Origin of the sequence: Streptomyces sp. JJ38 (assembly GCF_019303475.1) — a bacterium.
Taxonomy (GTDB): domain Bacteria; phylum Actinomycetota; class Actinomycetes; order Streptomycetales; family Streptomycetaceae; genus Streptomyces.
The window spans coordinates 48,584-70,856 of the sequence record NZ_JABLSI010000026.1; the positions used below are offsets into that span (position 1 = coordinate 48,584).

Consider the following 22,273-nt stretch of genomic DNA (forward strand, 5'->3'; position numbering starts at 1 on the left):
GCGCCCCCGACCGGGCGACATCGGTGGACAGCCCACCGGAAACACCCGAAGGTCCTTAGGCATAACACGGTTCCGACAAGGGGAAGGCACGGCCGTCGCACGTGAGGGACTCCCGAGAAAGCCGGCTTCTGCTCATCCTCCTCGTGGCCATCGCGTTCGCACTGATCACGGTGGACATGAGGAGTGGTGAGGACTCGCCGCTCGACACCGCCCGGGAGGGCGCCGCGTCCGTCTTCGGACCGGTTGAGAACGCCGTCGCGGGGGCCGTCGACCCGGTGGGCAACGCCATAACGGCCGTCCGCGAGTCCGGCGACCGCCACGACCGGCTCGCCGCCCTGGAGCGGGAGAACGCGGAACTCAAGACGCGCCTCGGCTCCGACGAACGGCGCAAGTCCCGCGTCGCCCAGCTCGACAAGCTGCTGAAGACGGCCGCCGCGGGGCAGTACGGCGTCAAAGGCGCCCAGGTCGTCGCCATCGGCGCCGCCCAGGGCTTCTCCTGGACGATCACCATCGACGTCGGCAAGCGCGACGGCATCACGCCCGACATGACCGTGCTCAACGGCGACGGGCTCGTCGGCCGGGTCACCACCGTCGGCGCCACCACCTCCACCGTGCTGCTGGCCACCGACCCCGACTTCACCGTCGGCACCCGGCTGGAGGGCAACGACGAACTCGGCTTCGCCACCGGCCGCGGCGACAGCTGGCTCACCGTGCAGCTCCTCAACAGCAAGGCCGACGTGAACAAGGGCGACCGCCTGGTGACCTTCGGCTCCAGCAACGACCGGCCGTTCGTCCCCGGCGTCCCCGTCGGCAAGATCGTCGAGGTGCCCCCGGCCACCGGAGCGCTCACCCGCACCGTCCGCGTCGAGCCGTACGTCGGATTCAGCAGGCTCGACATCGTCGGCGTCGTCGTCGAGCCGCCGCGCGAGGACCCGCGCGACACGGTCCTGCCCGACCCGCCCAAGCCGGAACCCACACCCACCGTCACCGTCACCGTCGGGCCCGACGGCGAACCGCTCGAAGAGGGCGAGGAAGGCCAGGAGGGGCTGGAGGGCCAGGGCGGCCAGGACGAACTCGACCCGCGGGACCCGGACGCGGAACCGCCACCCGGAGGCGATCCGGGCGGGCCCGCCGCCCCGCAGGACGTGGGCGGGGACACCGAGGAAGTGGCCGGCGAGACCGACGCCGGCGAGCAGGGAGTGGAGTAGTCGATGCGCTTCAACCGCATGCTGCTGTCGGGGACCCTCCTCGTCGTCGCGCTCGTCGTCCAGGTCAGCGTCCTCGCCCGGCTGCAGCTCCCCGGGGCCACACCCGACCTGCTGCTCCTCACCGTCCTCGGCCTGGCCCTCGTCTACGGCCACACGAGCGGCGCCCTGATCGGCTTCACCGCCGGCCTGCTCGCCGACCTCGCCCCACCCGCCGACCACGCCGTCGGCCGCTACGCCCTCGTGCTCTGCGTCGTCGGCTACGCCGCCGGGCTCACCAAGCCCGAGACGGGCCAGCACCGCAGCGCCACCGCCCCCATGCTCGTCGTCGGCGTCGCGGCGCTCGCCTCCACGCTGCTCTACGCGGGCGTGGGCGCGCTCGTCGGGGACGGCGCCGCCCGCCACGTGGGGCTCGGCGGCCTGCTGCTCACCGCGACCCTCTACGACCTCCTGCTGGCACCCTTCACCGTGCCGCTCGTCATGATCCTGGCCCGCCGGGCCGACCCCGATCCGCTCGCCGACGCCGCCGGGGGGACCGGCACCGCGGCCGAGAGCTCCTACCGGCCGCTCGCCACCGCGACCGCCGGCTCCGGCGGACCGACGCGCCGCCTGTTCGGCAGACGCAGTCGCACCAGCGGCTGGTCCACGGGCCGGACACGCTGGACGTCCACCAGCGGAGGCGGGGGTGGCCGCGGGCTGCTGAACCGCTCAGCCCGCCTCCGGGCGGGACGCGTCAAGGGAGCCAAGCGGCTGTGACGGGAGGGGCAAACCTGTGAGCAACATTCCGGAGACGGGGCGCACCTCACGCGTCACCATCCGCCTGATCGCCATTCAGATCCTGGTCTTCTCGCTGCTTCTCACCCTCGGCGGGCGGCTGTGGTACCTCCAGATCCGCAACGGTGACGAGTTCCAGGAGGAGGCGGCGGGCAACCACGTCCAGCAGGTCGTCCAGCCCGCGCCGCGCGGCACCATCTACGACGCGCGCGGAGTGCCCATCGCCGACACCGAGACCCGGCTCGTCGTCTCGGCCAGCCGCACCGAGCTGATGAAGATGGACGACGACGGCGAGGCCGTCCTCGCCCGCGTCGCCGAGGTCCTGGAGATGACCGAGGAAGAGGTCGCCCAGAAGGTCCGGTTGTGCAACGCCGAGACGCCGCAGCCCTGCTGGAACGGCTCGCCCTACCAGCCGATCCCGATCACGGACGAGGCCACCACCCAGCAGGCCCTCACCATCCGCGAACGCGGCGAGGACTTCCCCGGCATCACCGCCGAGCCCGCCGCCGTCCGCCGGTACCCCGCGCCCTACAAGGCCGACACCGCGCAGGTGCTCGGCTACCTCTCGCCGGTCACCGACGAGGAGGTCGCGGAGGCCAAGGACACCGACTCCCCGCTCCTGCGCTCCGACCAGATCGGACGCTCCGGTCTCGAGCGCTCCTACGACACCGCGCTCCGCGGCGACTCGGGCGTGCTCCGCTACGAGGTCGACAAGCTCGGCCGCGTCCTCGGCATGGCCGACAGCGACGAGCCGGTGGCCGGCTCCTCGCTCGTCACCAGTATCGACTCCCGCGTGCAGGCCGTCGCGGAGTACCAGCTCAACCAGGCCATGGAGACCGCCCGCCAGCAGACGGACACCATCACCGGGCGGCCGTACGAGGCCGACGCCGGCGCCGTCGTCGTCATGGAGTCCAAGACCGGCCGGATCGTGGCCATGGCCTCCCAGCCCGACTACGACCCCAACGTGTGGGTCGGCGGCATCGACGCCAAGGAGTACGCCAAGCTCACCGGCGAGAACTCCAACTACCCGCTGCTCAACCGGGCCATCCAGGGACAGGCGGCCCCCGGCTCCATCTTCAAGGTCGTCTCCAGCATGGGCGCCGTCAACGCCGGCTACCCGTTCGACGACAAGTACCAGTGCTCGTCCTCCTACAGTCTGGGCAGCCACAGCTACGCCAACTTCGAGTCCACCGGGCACGGCCCCATCACGCTCGGCCGGGCGCTCGAGGTCTCCTGCAACACCGTCTTCTACCGGCTCGGCCACACGGAGTGGCGCAAGGACGGCGGCTCGGACGCCGGCCCCGGCGAGGCCAACGAGTACCTCTACAAGGCGGCCAAGGGCTTCGGCCTCAGCAAGAAGACCGGCATCGACCTGCCCAACGAGGTCACCGGTCGCATCCCCGACCGCCAGTGGAAGCAGGACTACTGGGAGGCCAACAAGGACAGCTGGTGCAAGCAGGCCAAGGCGGCCGAGAAGAAGGAGGGCAAGGAGGACTACGTCACCAAGCTCGCCCGGGAGAACTGCAAGATCGGCATGCAGCTCCGCGCCGGTGACAGCATCATCTACGCCATCGGGCAGGGCGACATCCTCGTCACCCCCATCCAGATGGCCACCGGCTACGCGGCCATCAGCAACGGCGGCACCCTCTACGACCCGACCGTCGGCAAGGCCGTCATCAGCCCCGACGGCCGCGACGTCGAGATGATCGAACCGCGCGCCCACGGCAAGCTCCCGGCCAGCGACAAGACGATCGCCCAGATCGACGAGGCCCTCAAGGGCGTCGCCACCCGGGGCACCGCCTCGTGGCGGTTCACCACCTGGCCGCACGACGAGATCCCGATGCACGCCAAGACCGGCACCGCCCAGGTCTACGGCAAGCAGACGACCTCCTGGCTGGCCACCTACACCGACGACTACACGATCGTCATGACCATCTCCCAGGCCGGCACCGGTTCCGGCGCCTCCGGCCCCGCCGTGCGCAACATCTACGACGCGATCTACGGCGTCCAGGACGACGGCTCCATCGACCCGAAGAAGGCGCTCCTGCCCAAGCCGCAGAAGGAGCTGCCGAAGATCGGGGCCAACGGCACCGTCCAGCCCGAGCGCACCGATCCCAAGCTGGTCAAGTTCTGGCGTGAGGCGGAGTTCCTCTGATGAGCGTCCACTCCTTCGACAGCGGCAGCGTCGGGCAGCCCAAGAGCCTGTGGGGGCGCCTCACAGCCCGCGACTCCCTGGCTCGCCGGCTCGACTGGCCGCTCATGCTCGTGCCGCTGCTGCTGTGCGCCGTCGGTTCGCTGCTCGTCTGGTCGGCCACCCGCAACCGCACCGAGCTGACCGGCGGGGACCCTCAGCAGTTCCTCTACAAGCACCTGGTCAACACCGCCATCGGCATCGCCCTGGCCATCGGCGTCGTCTGGCTGGGGCACCAGCGGCTGCGCTCCTTCATGCCGGCCCTGTACGTGCTCGCGCTGGTGCTCATCGGGCTCGTCTACACCCCGCTCGGCGCCACCATCAACGGTGAGCGCGCCTGGCTGAACCTCGCCCCCGGCCTGCAGATCCAGCCCTCGGAGTTCATCAAGGTCACGATCATCCTCGGCATGGCCGTCGTGCTGTCGGCCAAGGTCGACGCCGGGGACCGGGAGCACCCGGACCACCGCACCGTCGTCCAGGCCCTGGCCCTCGCCGCTCTGCCGGTCATCGTCGTCGGCGACCTCGGCCAGGTCATGGTGTGCGTCGTGATCATCCTGGGCGTCCTGCTCGCCTCGGGCGCCGCCAACCGCTGGGTGCTCGGGCTGATCGTCACGGGTGCCGCCGGGGCCGTCGCCGTCTGGCTCCTCGGACTGCTCGACGAGTACCAGCTCAACCGCTTCGCCGCCTTCGCCAACCCCGCGCTCGACCCCTCCGGCGTGGGCTACAACACCAACCAGGCGCGGATCGCCATCGGCTCCGGCGGGCTCTTCGGCACCGGCCTCTTCGAGGGCTCCCAGACGACCGGCCAGTTCGTGCCCGAGCAGCAGACGGACTTCATCTTCACCGTCGCGGGGGAGGAGCTGGGCTTCGTCGGCGGCGCCGGCATCCTGCTGCTCCTCGGCATCCTGATGTGGCGGGCGTGCCGCATCGCCCGGGGCGCCACCGACCTCTACAGCACCATCATCGCCGCCGGCATCGTCGCCTGGTTCGCCTTCCAGTCCTTCGAGAACATCGGCATGTCGCTCGGGATCATGCCCGTCGCCGGTCTGCCGCTGCCCTTCGTCTCCTACGGCGGTTCCTCGATGTTCGCGGTGTGGATCGCCATCGGCATGCTCCAGTCCGTCCGCATACAGCGCCCCCTGTCGGCCTGAGCCCGCCGGGCCCCCGGCCGGGCGCCGCGCGCCCCCGGCCGACGGGTTACGCTGGAGGATCGCCGGGGTGTGCCGGTCGGCCGTCGAGCCGCCCGCCCGCCCCGTCGTCCCGTACGAGCACGCAGCACAGCAGCCCAGCAGCACAACCCCGTCACCGAGGACGTCACCCATGCCTGTCGAGTCGGTCTTCCCGCGCCTGGAAGCCCTCCTCCCGCATGTCCAGAAGCCGATCCAGTACGTCGGCGGCGAGCTGAACTCCACGGTCAAGGAGTGGGACGAGGCCGAGGTCCGCTGGGCGCTCATGTACCCCGACGCCTACGAGGTCGGGCTGCCCAACCAGGGCGTCATGATCCTCTACGAGGTGCTCAACGAGCGCCCGGGCGTGCTGGCCGAGCGCACCTACAGCGTCTGGCCCGACCTGGAGGCCCTGATGCGCGAGCACGGTGTGCCCCAGTTCACCGTGGACGCGCACCGGCCCGTCGGCGCCTTCGACCTCTTCGGCGTCTCCTTCTCCACCGAGCTGGGCTACACCAACCTGCTCACCGCCCTCGACCTCGCCGGCATCCCGCTGGACGCCGCCGAGCGCACCGAGGACGACCCGATCGTGGTGGCCGGCGGCCACGCCGCCTTCAACCCCGAGCCCATCGCGGACTTCCTGGACTGCGCGGTGGTCGGCGACGGCGAGCAGGCCGTCCTGGAGATGACCGAGATCGTCCGCGCCTGGAAGGCCGAGGGCCGCCCGGGCGGCCGGGACGAGGTGCTGCTGCGGCTGGCGAAGACCGGCGGCGTCTACGTCCCCCGCTTCTACGACGTCGAATACCTCTCCGACGGCCGCATCGCCCGCGTCGTGCCGAACCGCTCCGGCGTCCCGTGGCGGGTGTCCAAGCACACCGTGATGGACCTGGACGAGTGGCCCTACCCCCAGCAGCCGCTCGTCCCGCTCGCCGAGACCGTGCACGAGCGGATGTCCGTGGAGATCTTCCGCGGCTGCACCCGCGGCTGCCGGTTCTGCCAGGCCGGCATGATCACCCGGCCCGTGCGGGAGCGCTCCATCACCGGCATCGGCGAGATGGTCGACAAGGGGCTGAAGAACACCGGCTTCGAGGAGGTCGGCCTGCTCTCGCTCTCCTCCGCCGACCACAGCGAGATCGGCGACGTCGCCAAGGGTCTCGCCGACCGCTACACCGAGGACAAGATCGGCCTCTCGCTGCCCTCCACCCGCGTCGACGCGTTCAACATCGACCTGGCCAACGAGCTCACCCGCAACGGGCGCCGCTCCGGCCTCACCTTCGCCCCCGAGGGCGGCAGCGAGCGCATCCGGAAGGTCATCAACAAGATGGTCTCCGAGGAGGACCTGATCCGTACCGTCGCCACCGCCTACGGCAACGGCTGGCGCCAGGTCAAGCTGTACTTCATGTGCGGCCTGCCCACCGAGACGGACGAGGACGTCCTCCAGATCGCCGACATGGCCACCCGGGTCATCGCCAAGGGCCGCGAGGTCTCCCGCTCGAACGACATCCGCTGCACCGTCTCCATCGGCGGGTTCGTGCCCAAGCCGCACACCCCCTTCCAGTGGGCCCCGCAGCTGTCCGCCGAGGAGACCGACGCGCGGCTGGAGAAGCTGCGCGACAAGATCCGCGGCGACAAGAAGTACGGCCGCTCGATCGGCTTCCGCTACCACGACGGCAAGCCCGGCATCGTCGAGGGACTCCTCTCGCGCGGCGACCGCCGCGTCGGCGACGTCATCCGCGCCGTCTACGAGGCCGGCGGCCGCTTCGACGGCTGGCGCGAGTACTTCAGCTACGACCTGTGGATGGACTGCGCGGAGAAGGCGCTGCCCGCCCACGGAGTCGACGTCGACTGGTACACGACCCGCGAGCGGGCCTACGAGGAGGTCCTGCCCTGGGACCACCTCGACTCCGGCCTGGACAAGGACTGGCTCTGGGAGGACTGGCAGGACGCCCTCGACGAGACCGAGGTCGAGGACTGCCGCTGGACCCCCTGCTTCGACTGCGGCGTCTGCCCCCAGATGGACACCTCCATCCAGATCGGCCCCACCGGCAAGAAGCTCCTCCCCCTCACGGTCAAGCAGTAGCAGTAACCAGCGGCGACGCCATCCAGTGGAAGGCTGAGGCGCGCTTGCCGACGTACCCGAGGCGGACCGCGCCGCAGCCCTGCGAGGGGTCGGCTTGAAGGAGCGCGAGCAGACTCCCCGCCGTGAGCGGCGCACGCCGCTTCTCGCCCCTCGGCAGGACTCGGGCATCGTCTCGGCGGTCGAGTGGCTGTAGCCAGTGACAGGCGGACGGGCAGCGAGTCCGGCCGCCTCTCGCTGGCTCTCAGGTACCGCCCGGAGGCCGCGTGAGCGGCCCGTACGCCTCCTGCGCCTCTCCTGGTCTTGGAGCACATTGCCCGGCAGGCACCTGCGTACGGTGCTGTGCGCGGGAGGCCCGGACGGCCGGGGTCGCCCGCTGATGAGGCGGTAGCGGGGCTGGTTTATGCGACAACGCAAATATTGGCGTCACCTCATAGACGGTCGTGGCCGTGTCTCCGTACCGTTGTGGCGCGCCCCGTGAGGGGGCGCGTGAGAGGGGGTTCACCATGGCTCGTGAGGAACTGACCCGACTTACCGGCACCGGCAATGGCGAGTGCAGCCAGAACGACTGCCCGAACGTGTACCGCACCGCATCCGGCACGCTCGTTGTGCAAGGAGTCGTGTCGGACGCCTTCAGCCCGCCGAGTGGTGAGGGCCTTGTTGAGATCCCTGAGTCCACGCTTCGGGAGGCTGTCCGTGCTCTTGGATGGTGAGGCTTGGCAGGCGAAGTTCCACGACTTCCAGTCGGAAGCGTGGCGGCTTGAGACGCTCCCCGCCTACAACGTTTCCCAGGAAGAGGATCAGATCCGGGCCTTCATGGCTGGTGAGCGCATCGACCCTCACGCCTACTCGAATGAGTACACCGAGGATCTGAAGCGGTTGCGCCGAGAGGGAAAGAGCAAGGGACGCGTGCACATCGTCACTCGGCCGCTCTCGGACTATCTGCGATTCGAGTTCATGTACTACCGGCCGCACGCCTGGGCGGGCGAGGATATCCGGATCATGGATGTGACCGACCGAGACAACCCGCTGGCTGGCGTTCAGGATTTCTGGATGTTCGACCGTGCAGAGGTCATCCTCATGAACTACGAGGTGGATGGGACACAGATCAACCGGGAAGTACACGAGGGGGACGTGAGTCCCTTTCTTGAGTACCAGCGCATCGCGTTGGCGGAGTCGGTTCCCTTCGAGGAGTACGTGAAGGGCCTTGACCTTTGATCCGGAATCGCTGGGCCAGTCGAAAGCTGATCTAGCCGAAACACTGAAGACGCTTCGCAAGCGGGCCGGACGCACTCAGGTCTGGCTCGCTAAGCGTTGCAGCATGTCTCAGACGAAGGTCAGCAATATCGAGAGTGCGAAGCTGACGCCGAGCCTCGTTGATGTGGATCTGATCCTTCGGGCTTTGGGTGCTCCGCCCGAACTCGTCTCACAGGTGGCTGCTCTCACTCGTATCGCCAATACGGAGTGGCAGGACGTGTGGTCGCAGAGGCGCACGGGACTGGAGAAAAAGCAGAACGAACTCGCCGGATTCGAGAGATCCTCTTCCGATCTTCGGTACTTCCTGCCCTCCATGGTGACCGGCCTGCTTGCGACACCCGAATACGTGAGGGCCAGCCTTGCCCATGTTCCCGGCGACCACAGCAGAGCGGTAGCGAAGAAGCTTGAGCGGCAGGCAGTCCTTCATGATTCGTCGAAGCGGTTCACGTTCATCCTGACGGAGCAGGCGGTGCGGTGGCCTTTCCTTGCTGCTCTGCCCATGGCTATGCAGGTTGACAGGCTGGCGTCCGTCAGCCTTCTGCCGAATGTGCGACTCGGGATCATCCCGTTGGCTGGACATATGCCGGTGTGTCCACTGAACACCTTCACCGTCTACGACACTCGGATAGCGACGGTGGAGACCACAACCGGAGCGATGGTGTTTCGGGACCGCAGGGATGTGTCCACTTACCTGGATGAGTTCGCCACATTCGAGGGCTACGCCTTGTTCGGGGAACCGGCCAGAGAGCGACTCTCGGAATGGGCTGACTGGTTCCGCTCATGATCTTTACCCGACAACGGAAATAACCCGGATCTCTGGCCACCCCGTGGCAGATCATGGCTGCCACGTAGACCCAAGTCGGGAGGCGCAGGGAAATGACTGACAGGCAGACGACGATGGCGGAACCCGTACATCTGTCCGTTCCTTCGCCTGATCCGGAACCTTTCGCCGGGTGTCGAGTGTGCGCAGCCCTAGCGAAGCAGCGGAGGGAAGCGCGGAATCGCGGAGACTACTCGGCGGTGACCGACTGCAATGTTGAGATTGCCGCTCATGGGCAGGGGCACTGATATGCCCCTGCCCATGGAGCAGTGGCACGAGTGCCGGGAGCGGGCCGACAGAGCGGCCGTCTTGCTGCTCGAGGCTCTGTCTGCGCTCGGAATTCCGCAGACGGCTTACGGGTCCATCCGTCCCGTGGTCACACATCGAGGCCGCGTGTACGTGAATGTCGGGATGTTGCGAGAGGACGCGGTGTCGATGGTGGTGGACGTCTTGAAGCGTGGCACGGTGACTGCCCCTGATGGGGAATCGCCCGAGGGGGACGGGAAGCACCGCAAGTGACGCTCGGTCAGCCGCCGGGGAACCGGCCCGGCCGAGCCGAGCTGGGCCGGGTCCTCCTTGAATCAGGCGTGATGTCACCGGACTGGGCTCCGACCTTCGCAGCCGTCGACCGGGCCCTGTTCCTGCCGGATCGTATGTGGCCCTTCGACATGAGCACGGGGAGCAGCCTGGTTCTACGGCCTGGACGACATGTCCTGGGCCTGCGTGATGTTCCGGGACGGAGAGGAGCGCGCGCCCGTGTGGCAGTCGGGGCCGCGGCGGCTGTGGGACGAGGTCGAGGCGGCGTACCGGTGGTGGGTGGACCAGGGGAACCCGGCCACTCGCGGTTCGGCCTGACGGTCAGCCCCGAGGGGGAGTTCGTGTGGCTCGACGAGCCGTGCGACGCGTGGCGGGTTCGGCGTTGAACCCGGAGACCGGGCGCGCGGTGGTGCCCGCCCGGTGGCCGCCCGGCGGAAGCGGGGTCACCGCAGGGCGCTGCGCGCCTGCCAGTCGGGCCAGGGGACGTTCCAGGCGCCGAAGCCGTTGCCCGGTGCGACGACGCCCTTGGTGTCCTCGCCCTTGATCTCGAACGGGTCGCCGGGGCGGACCTGGGCGTAGAACCAGGCGGCGTCCGCGTCGCGCATGCCGATGCAGCCGGAGCTCTTGTTGGCCTTGCCCATCCACCGGTTGTTCCAGGGGGCGGCGTGGGCGTACATGCCCGACCAGGTGAGCCGCATCGAGTAGTCGACCATCTTGTCGTACGCGTCGCCGAGGCCGACGGTCTCGGAGTTCATCCGGATGGTGCCCTCCTTGGCCATCAGCACGGCGGTGCCGCGCCAGGAGCGCTTGTCGCCGCCGGGGGTGCCGCCGGAGACGGGGATCGTGCGGACCTCCTGACCGTCGCGTACCAGCGTGAGCTGCTTGCGGTCGAGGTCGACGGTGACGATCTGGGCTGTGCCGATGGTGAAGTGGGTCGAGTAGTCGCGGATGAACCAGCCGCCCTCGCCGGAGTCGGTGCCGTTCAGTTCGGCGGTGAGCGTGACCTCGGTGCCGGGCTTCCAGTACTCCTTGGGGCGCCAGTCGATCCGGTCGCGGCCGGAGTAGTCCTCCAGCCAGGCCCAGGAGCCCTCGGTGTCGTTGGACGTGGTGAGCTTCAACTGCCGCTCGACAGCAGGTTTGTCGGTGACGGGATGGTCGAAGACGAGGGATATGGGTTGGGCGATGCCGACGGTCCCCCCGGCGCCGGGCCGCCAGTCGACCTTGTTCACCCGGTCGGCCTCGGCGGTGGTGAACGCGGACTTCACCGTCTTCTTCCGGCCGGCCTCGGTCGTCGTCACGGCGGTGACCGTGTACGAGGTGCCGGGGACGGCCTTGCGCCGGGAGGTCCAGCCGGCGCCGTCCGCGTCGAGTGCGCCGGCGAGGGTTCCGCCGTCCGCGTCGGTGACGGTGACCGAGGTGAGGGTGCCGCCCGACGCCGTGACCCTGACGGGTTCCCCGGCCCGGGCGTCCTCACCGTGTGGCGTCACCGTGACGGTCGCCGGGCCGTTGCCGCCCGCCGGACCACCGGCCGCGTCATCGGCCACCCGCGTTCCGGTTGCGGACGTGCAGGCGGCGAGCGGCAGGAGCAGCGCCGCGGCGGCCGCTCCGCGCATACGTATGTGGCCCAAGGGTCTCCCCCATCACAAGTCGTGGTCCCACGTGGCTCTACCAGGACTGTAGGAGCGAGAAAGCGCAGGTGAGCGGCGCTGCGGCTCTGTGACGGCGACTGGAGGGGAACGGTCATCGTCCGGTCACACTCGCCGCGCGGAGCGGTCAAGGGCGGCTGTGAGCATCCTCGGCGTCCCAGGAGATCCGGGGGTTCCCAGAGAGAGGCTCACACCGTGTCAGCGCTGTCCGTGACGGCCGTCCGCGGCCGGGAAACACCGCTAGGGCCCGTCACCGCGGCCGCGTACCGCCGGTTTCTGGAGTCCGGTGAGGGTACGGCGCTGGGCGCCGCGTTCCTGCAGTGCCCGTCGTGGGCGGAGGTGAAGGAGGGCTGGCGGGGCCGGCTGGTGGGCTGGGGTCCGGACCCGGGGTCCGGGCGGCTGTCCGGGGTGGCTCTGGTGCTGCTGCGGCAACTGCCGGGCACGCGCAAGTTCTTCGCCTATCTGCCGGAGGGTCCCGTGGCCGACTGGGCCGACCCCGGCATCGACGGCTGGCTCGACCCGCTGCTGCGGTACCTGCGCGCGGAGGGCGCGTTCGCGGTGCGGATCGGGCCCTCGCCCGCGTACCGCCGTTGGAGCGCGGCCCGGCTGAAGGCCGCGGCCGGTCCGGGCCGACGGCTCGCGGACGTCCTGGCGAGCGAGGTCGACCCGCTGGGTGCGGCCGTCGCGGAGCGGCTGCGGGTGCGCGGCTGGAGGCGGTGCGGTGGCGAGGAGGACGGGGACGCGCAGCCGCGGCACGTCTTCAGGGTGCCGCTCACCGGCCGGACGCCGGACGACCTGTGGGCCGGGCTCAACCAGGAGTGGCGGCGCAACGTGCGGCGGGCGAGGAAGTCCGGGGTGGAGGTGGTCGTCGGCGGAGCGTCCGACCTGCCCGAGTTCTACCGGCTGCTGAGGATCACGGAGGAGCGGGACGGCTTCCGGCTCGGCCGGTCGCTCGCGTACTACGAGCGTCAGTACGCGGCCTTCAACGCGGAGGAGCCGGGTCGGATGAAGCTCTACCTCGCCCGTCACGAGGGGGAGATCCTCGCGGCCCACACCATGGTCCACGTCGGCGGCCGCGTCTGGTACCAGACGGGTGCCTCGGCCGACCACCGCCGCGAGGTCCGCCCGTCCAACCTGCTGCAGTGGCGGATGCTGCTGGACGCCCAGGCGCTTGGCGCCGACGTCTACGACATGCGCGGGGTACCCTCCACCCTCGACCCCGACGACCGCCCGTACGGGCTGCTGCGCTGGAAGCTCGGGACCGGCGGAGACGTCGTCGAGACCCTGGGGGAGTGGGAGAGACCGTTGGACGGCACGGCCAACCACGCGCTGTACCGGGCGTTCCAGACGTACCTGGCGCACCGGTGACGGCGCGGACCGCCACGGCGGCGTCCGGCGGGTCCGCGCCGGAGGGGTCCGCGCCGGAGGGGCCCGCCTCCGGCGGGGCGGCGCCGTCCCGGGGGCCGTCCGTGCTGCGCAGCGGCTTCGTCATGGCCGCCGGGTCGATGGTGTCGCGGGCGACGGGGTTCGTACGGTCCGCCGTCGTCGCCGCCGCGATCGGTGTCGGGACGGTCGCCGACGGGTACGCCGTCGGGAACTCGCTGCCCACGATCGTCTACGTGCTCCTGATCGGCGGCGCGCTCAACGCCGTCTTCGTGCCCGAGCTCGTCCGGGCGGCCAGGGAGCACGAGGACGGCGGCGTCGCGTACACCGACCGGCTGCTCACCGTCTGCGTGCTCGCCCTGCTCGTGCTCACCGCGGGCGCGGTGTGGGCGGCGCCCGCGATCGTCGACGCCTACACCGACTACCCGCCCGGTCAGACCGCCATGACGGTCGCCTTCGCCCGCTACTGCCTGCCGCAGATCCTCTTCCTCGGGCTGTTCACACTGCTCGGCCAGGTGCTCAACGCCCGCGGGCGCTTCGGCGCGATGATGTGGGCGCCGGTCCTCAACAACGTCGTCGTCATCGCCGTCTTCGGCCTCTACCTCGCGGCCTTCGCCACCGGCGACGGCGGGACGCTGGGCGCCACCGAGACCGCGCTGCTCGGCTGGGGGACGACGGCGGGCATCGTCGTCCAGGCCCTCGCGCTGCTGCCCGCCCTGCGCGCGGCCCGCTTCCGCTACCGGCCCCGCTTCGACTGGCGCGGCAGCGGGCTCACCCGACCGCTGCGGAACGCCGGCTGGCTGGTGCTGCTGGTGCTCACCAACCAGGCCGCGTACTGGGTGACGACCCGGCTGGCGACGGCGGCGGGCCTGCACGCGCGGGCGGCCGGCGTCGACGGCGGCGCCGGGTTCAGCGCCTACAACAACGCCTACCTGCTGTGGTCCGTCCCGCACGGGATCATCACGGTGTCGCTCGTGACGGCGCTGATGCCCCGGATGAGCTCGGCGGCGGCCGACGCCGACATCGCCGCGGTGCGGCGCGACGTGTCGTACGCGCTGCGCACGAGCGCGGCGGCCGTCGTTCCGGCGGCCTGCGCGCTCTTCGCCCTCGCCCAGCCGGTGCTGGCGCTCGTCTTCCAGTACGGCGAGACGGACGCGGCGGCCGTCGCCGTCATGGCGGGCACGCTGATGGCGTTCGCGCCCGGGCTGATCGCTTTCAGCGGGCAGTACGTCCTCTCCCGCACGTTCTACGCGCTGTCCGACACCCGCACTCCGTTCTTCCTCAACCTGGTGATCGCGGGCCTCAACGCGGGCCTGGCGGTGGTGGCGTACGTGTTGCTGCCCGCGCGCTGGGCGGTGACCGGCATCGCCGGCGGGTACTCGCTGGCGCTGTGGGCGGGCTGGGCCGTGACCGCCCTCGTCCTCCGGCGCCGTCTGGTGTTGCGCGGCGAGCCCGGCGACGCGCGCGCGAAGCGGTCCCGCCGCGCGCCGGTGGGCGCTCTCGCCGCGCAGGCGCGGCTGCTGGCCGCCGCCGTGCCGGCTACGGCACTCGGGTACGGCGCCGCCCGCTGGGCGGAGGCCGGCGGCCCCCTCGCGGCCACCGGGGCCGGGGCGGCGGCGATCGCCGCCGTCTTCCTCCTGCTCGCCCGGCCGCTGCGGCTCGCCGAGATCGACGCTCTCGTCGGTACGGCCCTCGCGCGGCTCCGCCGCCGCTCGTGACCCCGGCTCGGCGCCGGACCGAACCCGACCGTCTGGATACTGATGACATGCCTCGCGTACTCCTGATCGAAGACGACCCCTCCGTACGCGAGGGTGTGGAACTCGGGCTGCGCCGACGCGGCCACGAGGTGCGGACCGCGGGCACCGGTGAGGCCGGGCTCGCCGCCCTGCGCGAGTTCCAGCCCGACCTGCTGCTGCTCGACCTGATGCTGCCCGGCATGAACGGCGTACAGGTCTGCCGCAGGGTGCGGGACGACAGCCAGTTGCCGATCATCATGCTCACCGCCCGCGGCGACGACTTCGACGTCGTCGTCGGCCTGGAGGCCGGCGCGGACGACTACATCGTCAAACCGGCGCGTACCGAGGTCATCGAGGCGCGCATCCGGGCCGTGCTGCGCCGGGTCGAGGAACCCGGTGGCGGGCGGTTTGAGGTCGAGTTCCACGGTGAGCTGGCCATCGACCGCTCCGGGCTCACCGTGGCCAAGAACGGCGACCGGCTCGCCCTCGCACCCTCCGAGATGCGACTGCTCCTGCACCTGTCCGCCGCGCCCGGCCAGGTCTTCAGCCGCCAGCAGCTCCTCGAGCACGTGTGGGAGCACAGCTACCACGGTGACGCCCGGCTCGTGGACGCGTGTGTGCGGCGGCTGCGCAACAAGATCGAGGACGTTCCGGGGAGCCCGCGCTACATACAGACCCTGCGGGGCTTCGGTTACCGCTTCGGACCGCTGTGAGGCTCCGGCCCTCGCGGCCGGGCGGGCCGTCGCGCCGCAGGGGGACCACCGGTGAACGGCGCCGCCGTCCCTTCGGCCTGCGGACCCGCCTCGTGCTGGCGTTCCTGCTGGTGGCCGCCGTCAGCGCGGGGACGACCGCCACGCTCACCTTCCGGGAGGCCCGCAACGCCGTCCTGCAGACCGCCCAGGACACCGCGGTCTCCTCTTTCCGCGCTCACGTGGGCGATCTCGGCATCCACCTGCCGGTGAGCGAGCCCGACCTGGAGTTCGCCCTGCGCGGTATGGCCCGTGAGGGCAGGCCGCACCCGTGGTACGTCTACGCCGAGTACGGCTCGGTCCGCCTCTCCTCCGCGACCAACCCCAGGTCCTCGGTGATCACGGCCGAACTGCGCCGCAGGGTCCACGCCAGTCCGCGCGGCAGCTTCCAACGCGTCGTCAAGGACGGCGTGCCGTATCTGGCCATGGGTATGCCGGTTGTGTACGAGATCGAGAAGGACCGGGTGCTGCCGACCGGGCTCGTCCTGTTCGCGGTGATGCCCATGCCCGAGGAGCAGGCGAACGTGGAGGCGCTCGTCGCCGCCGCCCGGGACGGCGCGCTCCCCGGCCTCGCCATCGCCCTCGTGCCCGCGCTGATCGCCGCCCGCAGCGTGCTGCGCCCGGTGCGCGAGCTGCGCAAGGCCGCCCGCTCCATGGGCAGTGGCCGTCTCGACACCCGCATCCAGGTGCGGGGCGGTGACGAGCTCGCCGACCTGGCGCGGACGTTCAACGAGTCCGCCGGCGAACTGGAGCGCTCCGTTAACGAGCTGCGTCAGGCGGAGGCGCGCGCCCGCCGCTTCGCCTCCGACGTCTCACACGAACTGCGCACCCCGCTCGCGGGCATGCTCGCCGTCACCGAGGTCCTCGACGAGGACGCGGGCCGCTTCGACGCCGACACCGCGCGCGCCGTCCGTCTGATCAGCGCGGAGACCGGGAAGCTCGCGGTGCTGGTGGAGGACCTGATGGAGATCTCCCGGTTCGACGCCCGCGTGGCCGAGCTGAACACCGACGAGGTCGACGCCGCGGAGACCATACGCAAGACGCTGGAGCGGCGGCGCTGGACCGACGGAATCGTCACCGACCTGCCGGAGGGCATCCGTGCCCGCCTCGACCCACGCCGCTTCGACATCGTCGTCGCCAACCTCGTCGGCAACGCGCTGCGGCACGGCGGCGCACCCGTGTCCGTGACGTTGCGCACCGCCACGGGGGCCGACGGGACGGCATGGCTGGTCACCGAGGTCGCCGACCGGGGGCCGGGCATCCGGCCGGACGTACTCCCGCACGTCTTCGACCGCTTCTACAAGGCCGACGCGGCCCGCACCCGCTCGGCCGGCAGCGGTCTGGGTTTGGCCATCACGGTGGAGAACGTCCGGCTGCACGGCGGCACCGTCCGCGCCGCGAACCGGGCGGGCGGAACCGGTGCCGTCTTCACCGTCGAGATGCCGTTGCACCCGGGGGAGGCACCGGCATGAGACGACGCCGCACCTCCCTCCCGGCCCTCTCCGCCCTCGCCGCGCTGCTGCTCGGCGGCTGTGGCGTCCCGGAGACCGGTGTCATCGAAGCGGGCGCCCCGGCCGAGGTCGAGGTCTACCCGTACCCGCCGAACGGGATGGTCCTGTTCCTCCGATCGCTCGACGGGCGGCTGATGCCCGTGATCCGCTTCGTGGACGAGGCGCTCGGCGCGCCCGACTCAGCCGAACCGTCGCTCGTCGACACGCCCGGACCGGGCGTGTCGACGCCGCAGACGCTCGCGGAACTCTTCGCCGGGCCGCGGCCGGGGGAACGCCGGGCCGGGCTCACCGACGGCCTGCCCGAGTTCCCGTACGAGGGCGTCGCCCGGTCGGTGTCCCACCCGGGGGGCGGGGTGGAGGTGATGCTGCCGGTCGCCCTCGCCGAGCTCGACGACCTGGGGGTACGGCAGGTGGTGTGCACGGTCGCGTTCACCGAGGACGCCGAGGGCCGGACCGAGGTGCGCCTGCGGGGGACCGACGTGGCGCTCCCGCCGGCGGTCTGCGACGCGGGCGTCGATCTCCGCGGCGTTCCGACGCCCACCGCCACCCCCACCGCGAGCAGCCCCCCTGCGGGGGCCTAGGCGTGCTGTCCGCGGGTCGGCTGCCCTGCCCGGACACGTCCGGCCGGTCCGCCAGCCCCTGCGCAGGCGTGGTGGAATGGCTTTCGTGCCCGAGCTCCTCCTGCCGACCGTCCGCGTCCACGCCTCCTTCCTGGAAGCCATGGACGAGCTGCGCGCGGAGGGCCGCGGTGCCGCGGAGGACGGCTCGATGGTCGGCCGCGACATCCGGCTGTACGGGCCACGGTGGGGCACCCCGGAGGGCTTCGCCGCGTACGTCGCCGCCGTCCGCGCCGACGCCCTGCCCGAGACGCCGCGGCCGCCGGGGCACGTGCCCTCCACCACGTGGTGGTGGGTCGAGGGCGACACCTATCTCGGACGGCTGGCCCTGCGCCACCGGCTCAACGGGCGGCTCCTGGAGTGGGGCGGGCACATCGGGTACGACGTGCGTCCCTCCGCCCGCCGCCGAGGACACGCCACGGCCATGCTGCGCGCCGCGCTCCCGTACGCCGCCGAGCTGGGCGTCGACCCGGTGCTCGTCACCTGCGACCACGACAACCTCGCCTCCCGCAGGGTGATCGAGAACTGCGGTGGGATCTTCGAGGACCAGCGCGCTGGGAAGCTGCGGTACTGGGCGCCGACGACCGCGCGCGAGCGCACCGGCTGAGCCCGCGGCACACCGCCCATTAGGCTGGAGACAGGACGACCAGCGCCCCGCGGGGCGCGTTCAGCAAGGAGAAGGACCCCTGGGGAAGCGACAGCCCGAAGGCCCGCCGCCCGCACCCGCGGTGCAGCGCATCCGTCTGCGCTACACCAAGCGTGGCCGCCTGAGGTTCACCAGCCACCGCGACTTCCAGCGCGCCTTCGAGCGGGCGCTGCGCCGCGCCGAGGTGCCGATGGCGTACTCGGCCGGGTTCACGCCGCACCCGAAGGTGTCGTACGCGAACGCCGCGCCCACCGGTACCGCCAGCGAGGCCGAGTACCTGGAGATCGCCCTCGCCGAGCGGCGCGATCCGCAACACCTCCGGCGGCTCCTGGACGCCTCCCTGCCGGCGGGGCTCGACGTGCTGGACGCGGTCGAGGCGCACACCTCCGGCTTCGCGGACCGGCTCACCGCGTCCCGCTGGGAACTGCGGCTCGACGGCGTCGAGCCCGCCGAGGCCGAGCGGGCCGTCCGGGTCTTCCTGGACGCCTCCAGCGTCGAGGTGAGCCGGGAGACGAAAAAGGGCTTGCGGACCTTCGACGCCCGTGCCGCGGTGGCCTCGCTGGAGGCCGTGGCCGACGGGCCCGAGGGCGGACCCGATAGGCCGGAACAGGGTGGCTGTGCGATACTGCGGCTGGTAGTGCGGCACCTGACACCCGCCGTACGACCCGACGACGTCCTGTCCGGTCTCCGCGCAGCGGCCGGCCTGGCGCCGCCGGTCCCCGCAGGGGTGACCAGGCTGGCGCAGGGGCCGCTGGATGAGGAGAGCGGCACGGTGGCCGATCCGTTGGCGCCCGACCGCGACGCTACCCCCGTCGCGACGGCGCCGGGACCCGCCGCGTAGGGCCGGAGTCGAGGCGCCGCCGACGTGCCAGGCACCCAGGGAGCCACCCGGGTACCGCCGTACGGCCGGCGCACACACCGACAGACTTTCGCCGTAGCCGGGCCGGATGGCCCGGAACCGGCGAGTGAGACGACAGCTCCCGTGCGGCGCCCGCGCCCCGGACCGCGACACCGAATCGATGCCGCGTATCCGCGGCGAGCGCAGGCGTGGCATCCGGGAGCGTGACGGGAGAAACCCCCGCATGCTCGAACCGACAGACTCCACGCCCGTGGAGGGCACGGACGACACCACGCCGAGCGACACGCTGCCGCCGCGCAGGCGGCGTCGCGCCGCGTCGCGGCCCGCCGGGCCGCCCGCCTCCGCCAGCACGGCCGCCGAGGAGGCCGCCGTGACGGTGGAGACCGCCCCCGAGGCGAGTGCCGAGGCCGCCACCGAGCCGGCCGCGGACGCCTCCGCCGCGACCACGGCCGAGGCTCCCGCAGCCCCCGCCGAGGCGAAACCCCCGCGCAGTCGGCGCCGGGCCACCCGCAAGGCCGCGGCACCGCCCGCCGCCGAGACCTCGGTGAGCGAGGAGTCCGCGGCGAAGGCCGCGGAGGAGCCGGCCGAGGAGACGGAGCAGAGCGAGGAGCCGGCCGAGGCAGCCGAGGCCGAGAGCCCGGCGCCCGCCCCGGTGAAGGAGCCGCGCGCGCGGCGGTCGGCCGCGGCCGAGCCCGTGGGGCGTGGCCGTACCGCACCCGCGCTCGCCTCGACCGCGCTGTTCCAGCCCCCGGTCTTCACCGAGCCCACCTTCCAGACGCCCCACTCCGTGGCCGCGGCCGCTGAGGCCGAGGCCGCCGAGGCGGAGGCCGAGGAGGAGCCGGCGGTCGAGGAGCCCCCGGCCCGCCGTCGTCGCCGCCGTCGGGGCGGCGAGGCCGCCGAGCGCGGCGAACGGGGGACCCCCGAGCGCGAGCAGGGCGAACCGGCGGAGGCCGCCGAGCCTGCGGAGGAGCCCGAGGGCGAGGGCCGTGACGAGGCCGAGGAGGGCGCCGAGCGGCCCTCCCGCCGCCGTCGCCGGGGCGGCCGTCGCCGCCGTCGCGGCGAGGCGGAGACCGCCGAGGACGCCGCCGGGCAGCCGTCCGCCGAGGAGGCGGGCGAGGGCGCGGAGGAGCCCGCCGAGTCCGGCGCCGAGGAGGGCGAGGACGCCGGGGAGGGCCCGTCCTCCACGAGCAGCTCCCGCCGCCGTCGCCGCCGTCGCCGTCGCAGCGGGGACGAGGGCGCCGCCCCGGCCGAAGCCACCGGGGACGACCCGGAGCGCACCGTCGTCAAGGTCCGCGAGCCGCGCAAGAAGAAGGCCGACGAGGGCGACGGCGTCCAGGCCATCAAGGGCTCGACGCGGCTGGAGGCCAAGAAGCAGCGCCGCCGCGAGGGCCGCGAGCAGGGCCGCCGACGGGTGCCGATCATCACCGAGGCCGAGTTCCTCGCCCGCCGCGAGGCGGTCAAGCGCGAGATGATCGTCCGGCAGAGCGGCGAGCGCACCCAGATCGCGGTGCTGGAGGACGACGTCCTCGTCGAGCACTTCGTCAACAAGGAGCAGTCCACCTCCTACGTCGGCAACGTCTACCTGGGCAAGGTCCAGAACGTGCTGCCCTCGATGGAGGCGGCCTTCGTCGACATCGGCAAGGGCCGCAACGCCGTGCTGTACGCCGGTGAGGTCAACTTCGAGGCGCTCGGCGTCTCCGGGGGGCCGCGCCGGATCGAGACCGCGCTGAAGTCGGGCCAGTCGGTGCTGGTGCAGGTCACCAAGGACCCGATCGGCCACAAGGGCGCCCGGCTGACCAGCCAGGTGTCGCTGCCCGGCCGCTACCTGGTCTACGTGCCCGAGGGCTCGATGACCGGCATCAGCCGCAAGCTGCCCGACACCGAGCGCTCCCGGCTGAAGCAGATCCTCAAGAAGGTCGTGCCCGAGAACGCGGGCGTGATCGTGCGCACCGCGGCCGAGGGCGCGAGCGAGGAGGAGCTGGCGCGCGACGTCACGCGGCTCCAGGCGCAGTGGGAGGACATCCAGAAGAAGGCCCAGAAGGGCAACGCGCCGACGCTGCTCTACGGCGAGCCCGACATGACCGTCCGGGTCGTCCGGGACATCTTCAACGAGGACTTCAGCAAGGTCGTCATCAGCGGCGCCGAGGCCTGGGAGACGATCCACGGCTACGTGTCGCACGTCGCGCCCGACCTCTCGGAGCGGCTGCAGAAGTGGACGTCGGAGGTCGACGTCTTCGCCACGTACCGCATCGACGAGCAGCTGATGAAGGCGCTGGACCGGAAGGTCTGGCTGCCCAGCGGCGGCTCCTTGGTGATCGACCGGACCGAGGCGATGGTCGTCGTCGACGTCAACACCGGCAAGTTCACCGGCCAGGGCGGAAACCTGGAGGAGACGGTCACCAGGAACAACCTGGAGGCCGCCGAGGAGATCGTGCGCCAGCTGCGGCTGCGCGACCTGGGCGGCATCATCGTGATCGACTTCATCGACATGGTGCTGGAGTCGAACCGGGACCTCGTCCTGCGCCGGCTCCTGGAGTGCCTCGGCCGGGACCGCACCAAGCACCAGGTCGCCGAGGTGACCTCGCTCGGCCTCGTGCAGATGACCCGCAAGCGCGTCGGGCAGGGGCTGCTGGAGTCCTTCTCGGAGCAGTGCGCCCACTGCAACGGCCGCGGACTCCTCGTTCACATGGACCAGGCGCACGCCGCCGGCGGCGGTGGCGGCAAGCGGAAGAAGAAGGGCAAGGGCGCGGCCCAGCCGGAGGCACAGCCGGCACCGGCCGAGGTTCCGGCCGCCGTCGAGCCGGAGCCCGAGCCCGTGGCCGAGGTGCTGGTCGAGGAAGCTCCCAAGGCCCTGCCCGAGCCCGCCTTCGAGCCCGACGAGGAGCTGTTCAGCAGCGTCGCCGAGGCCGAGAAGGCAGCCTCCCGCTACCCGCGCAAGCGCCGCCGGGCCAGCCGCAAGGCGACCGCCCCGGCCGGTGCTCCGGCCCCGGCACCCGAGCCGGAGCCGGAACCCGCCCCGGCGCCCGCCCAGGCCCCCGAGGCCGCCGTCGAGCCGGAGCCCGCCGCCGCGCCGCAGCCGGTCGCCGCCGAGCCGGAGCC

General features: G+C 71.8%; 17 protein-coding genes and 1 pseudogene. 17 read left to right on the forward strand and 1 reads right to left on the reverse strand.

Going from position 1 to position 22,273, the window contains the following annotated elements:
• The first annotated feature begins 101 nt into the window (after positions 1-101).
• From mreC to HPT28_RS27015, 9 genes and pseudogenes are all read left to right on the forward strand, one after another.
• Positions 102-1,208, forward strand: coding sequence for a rod shape-determining protein MreC (gene mreC, locus HPT28_RS16000; protein ID WP_219091760.1), 1,107 nt, complete (start codon positions 102-104; stop codon positions 1,206-1,208).
• A gap of 3 nt (positions 1,209-1,211) precedes the next feature.
• Positions 1,212-1,961 carry a rod shape-determining protein MreD gene (gene mreD, locus HPT28_RS16005; RefSeq protein WP_219091761.1) on the forward strand — a complete coding sequence of 250 codons (750 nt, stop codon included), beginning with the start codon at positions 1,212-1,214 and terminating at the stop codon, positions 1,959-1,961.
• Between the two features lie 16 nt (positions 1,962-1,977).
• Positions 1,978-4,134, forward strand: coding sequence for a penicillin-binding protein 2 (mrdA, locus tag HPT28_RS16010; protein ID WP_219091762.1), 2,157 nt, complete (start codon positions 1,978-1,980; stop codon positions 4,132-4,134).
• Positions 4,134-5,321 carry a rod shape-determining protein RodA gene (rodA, locus tag HPT28_RS16015; RefSeq protein ID WP_219091763.1) on the forward strand — a complete coding sequence of 396 codons (1,188 nt, stop codon included), beginning with the start codon at positions 4,134-4,136 and terminating at the stop codon, positions 5,319-5,321. Before mrdA ends, rodA begins: the two co-directional genes overlap by 1 nt.
• Before the next feature lie 169 nt (positions 5,322-5,490).
• Positions 5,491-7,416 carry a TIGR03960 family B12-binding radical SAM protein gene (locus HPT28_RS16020; RefSeq protein ID WP_219091764.1) on the forward strand — a complete coding sequence of 642 codons (1,926 nt, stop codon included), beginning with the start codon at positions 5,491-5,493 and terminating at the stop codon, positions 7,414-7,416.
• 503 nt (positions 7,417-7,919) lie between these two features.
• On the forward strand, positions 7,920-8,126 hold the full coding sequence (locus HPT28_RS27005) for a hypothetical protein (protein ID WP_257578711.1): 207 nt from the start codon (positions 7,920-7,922) through the stop codon (positions 8,124-8,126).
• Positions 8,110-8,631, forward strand: coding sequence for a DUF6879 family protein (locus HPT28_RS16025; protein WP_219091765.1), 522 nt, complete (start codon positions 8,110-8,112; stop codon positions 8,629-8,631). Before HPT28_RS27005 ends, HPT28_RS16025 begins: the two co-directional genes overlap by 17 nt.
• A complete protein-coding gene (locus HPT28_RS16030; RefSeq protein ID WP_219091766.1) occupies positions 8,621-9,454 on the forward strand; it encodes a helix-turn-helix transcriptional regulator in 834 nt (277 codons plus the stop codon). The genes HPT28_RS16025 and HPT28_RS16030 overlap by 11 nt, the downstream gene beginning before the upstream one ends.
• A 723-nt stretch (positions 9,455-10,177) precedes the next feature.
• Positions 10,178-10,413: pseudogene (locus HPT28_RS27015) on the forward strand (protein-L-isoaspartate(D-aspartate) O-methyltransferase); the annotation flags it as partial.
• A 57-nt stretch (positions 10,414-10,470) separates the two neighbouring features.
• Here the strand turns inward: HPT28_RS27015 and HPT28_RS16035 are convergent.
• Positions 10,471-11,640: an Ig-like domain-containing protein gene (locus tag HPT28_RS16035; RefSeq protein ID WP_219091779.1), complete on the reverse strand. Its 1,170-nt coding sequence runs from the start codon at positions 11,638-11,640 to the stop codon at positions 10,471-10,473.
• 228 nt (positions 11,641-11,868) lie between these two features.
• Between HPT28_RS16035 and HPT28_RS16040 the strand changes: the two genes are divergently transcribed.
• The 8 genes from HPT28_RS16040 to HPT28_RS16075 all read left to right on the forward strand — a co-directional run.
• Positions 11,869-13,041 carry a peptidoglycan bridge formation glycyltransferase FemA/FemB family protein gene (locus HPT28_RS16040; protein WP_219091767.1) on the forward strand — a complete coding sequence of 391 codons (1,173 nt, stop codon included), beginning with the start codon at positions 11,869-11,871 and terminating at the stop codon, positions 13,039-13,041.
• Positions 13,038-14,774 (forward strand): murein biosynthesis integral membrane protein MurJ, encoded by a 1,737-nt coding sequence (gene murJ, locus HPT28_RS16045; protein ID WP_219091768.1) that lies wholly within the window; start codon positions 13,038-13,040, stop codon positions 14,772-14,774. The genes HPT28_RS16040 and murJ overlap by 4 nt, the downstream gene beginning before the upstream one ends.
• A 47-nt stretch (positions 14,775-14,821) precedes the next feature.
• Positions 14,822-15,505, forward strand: a complete 684-nt coding sequence (locus tag HPT28_RS16050) for a response regulator transcription factor (protein ID WP_219091769.1) — start codon at positions 14,822-14,824, stop codon at positions 15,503-15,505.
• Complete coding sequence (locus tag HPT28_RS16055; protein WP_219091770.1) at positions 15,502-17,013, forward strand: HAMP domain-containing sensor histidine kinase; 1,512 nt, start codon at positions 15,502-15,504, stop codon at positions 17,011-17,013. The genes HPT28_RS16050 and HPT28_RS16055 overlap by 4 nt, the downstream gene beginning before the upstream one ends.
• Positions 17,010-17,633, forward strand: a complete 624-nt coding sequence (locus HPT28_RS16060) for a hypothetical protein (RefSeq protein WP_219091771.1) — start codon at positions 17,010-17,012, stop codon at positions 17,631-17,633. The genes HPT28_RS16055 and HPT28_RS16060 overlap by 4 nt, the downstream gene beginning before the upstream one ends.
• A 76-nt stretch (positions 17,634-17,709) precedes the next feature.
• Entirely contained in the window at positions 17,710-18,276 is a 567-nt protein-coding gene (locus HPT28_RS16065) for a GNAT family N-acetyltransferase (protein WP_257578713.1), read from the forward strand.
• A gap of 121 nt (positions 18,277-18,397) precedes the next feature.
• The gene (locus HPT28_RS16070) at positions 18,398-19,156 is read left to right on the forward strand and encodes a TIGR03936 family radical SAM-associated protein (RefSeq protein ID WP_219091772.1); all 759 of its coding nucleotides are present in this window, start codon (positions 18,398-18,400) and stop codon (positions 19,154-19,156) included.
• Positions 19,157-19,397: 241 nt separating this feature from the next.
• On the forward strand, positions 19,398-22,273 hold a 2,876-nt coding region (locus HPT28_RS16075), incomplete at its 3' end, for a ribonuclease E/G (protein ID WP_257578714.1).